The organism is Vibrio sp. 2130-1, assembly GCF_033339515.1.
This window is the reverse complement of record NZ_JAWOUT010000764.1, coordinates 1-508: the sequence shown is the minus strand read 5'-3', so window position 1 is coordinate 508 and position 508 is coordinate 1. Positions and strand designations below refer to the sequence as shown.

1 pseudogene is annotated in these 508 nt (G+C 44.3%); it reads left to right on the top strand.

What is annotated here, in order from left to right:
* Positions 1-71: 71 nt before the first annotated feature.
* Positions 72-320, top strand: a pseudogene (locus tag R7Q09_RS28575) (methyltransferase); the annotation flags it as partial.
* Positions 321-508 lie beyond the last annotated feature (188 nt).

The window sequence follows — 508 nt, the reverse complement described above, 5'->3', positions numbered from 1 at the left end:
ACGTTCGTCCCCGTTAGGTCGTGGCCAATTACTGCTGCGGGGGCTGCATCTTTTACAGTTGCGATTTAATCATGTGTCATCCCCCGTTCCATTAGCAACCAGCCATTACCGATCCTATAGCATGGCAAATGTTCTGTGATGCAAAACAAATTTTGAACCAAAATGGCAAGTTACTCGTCATAGGAAACCGTCACCTCGGCTACGATGCCAAGTTGAAACGTCTGTTTGGCGATAAGAATGTGAAACTCATCGCTTCTAACAATAAGTTCGTGATTTTACAGGCAACAAAAAATCCTGCTAAATTAAGCGCAAAACAATAGAGCTCTCCGAGCAAAATGTTTACAAGGAACAATAAAATGAAAAAACTGTTACTCGCGGCTTCGGTTGCATTGCTTGCTGCATGTTCAGCGCCACAACAACCGCAACTGAACCTAATGCCTGAAAGCACCTTGAGCACCAATCCTATTGTACAAGGCAAAACATACAGCTTGACCAGCAAAGACGTGCG